This is a genomic window from Streptomyces sp. YS-3 (genome assembly GCF_045257485.1).
In the GTDB taxonomy this organism is placed as follows: Bacteria; Actinomycetota; Actinomycetes; order Streptomycetales; family Streptomycetaceae; genus Streptomyces.
Genome location: NZ_JBJHPC010001211.1, coordinates 1 through 551 on the forward strand (window position 1 = coordinate 1; position 551 = coordinate 551).

Consider the following 551-nt stretch of genomic DNA (forward strand, 5'->3'; position numbering starts at 1 on the left):
GCTCCGGCGGCTCCGGTGGGTACGGGACGCAGGGCGGGGGCTCCGAAGCCGCCGCCCTGCGTCCCGTACCCACCGGAGCCGCCGGAGCCGCCGCCGGACGGTYCGCCGAAGTTGCCCGCCGCGGCCGGGGGCTGGGAGCCGCCGGACGGGTCGATGATCGCCTCGACCTTCCACTGCACCCCGAAGCGCTCGCCCAGCACACCGCGCAGGACTTCCTCGCTGCCGCTGCTGGCGAAGTTGTCCCGGGCTCCGGCGTTGATGAACCCGAGCTGGAGGGTGGTGCCGTCGAATCCGGCCACCTGCGCGTTCTGGCTCAGCAGGATCCAGGTGAAGCGGCGCTTGTTCTTCACCGCCTCCAGGATGTCCGGCCACATGTTGCGTACGTGGACGGCGCTGCCCGAACCCGAACCGGAACCGGAACCGGCGCCCGGCCAGGCACCGGGGCGCTGGGCACCGCCGCCCTGGCCGCCCCCACCCGAAGCGGCACCACCCGCAGGGCCACCACCGAGAGCGGCGGCACCGGGCCAGGCGCCCGGGGCGGGGGCCTGGGG

The 551-nt window shown here is 75.5% G+C and carries 1 pseudogene; it reads right to left on the minus strand.

Annotated features, from left to right (window positions below):
- Positions 1 to 551: pseudogene (locus tag ACJA3G_RS38350) on the minus strand (DNA polymerase III subunit gamma and tau); the annotation flags it as partial.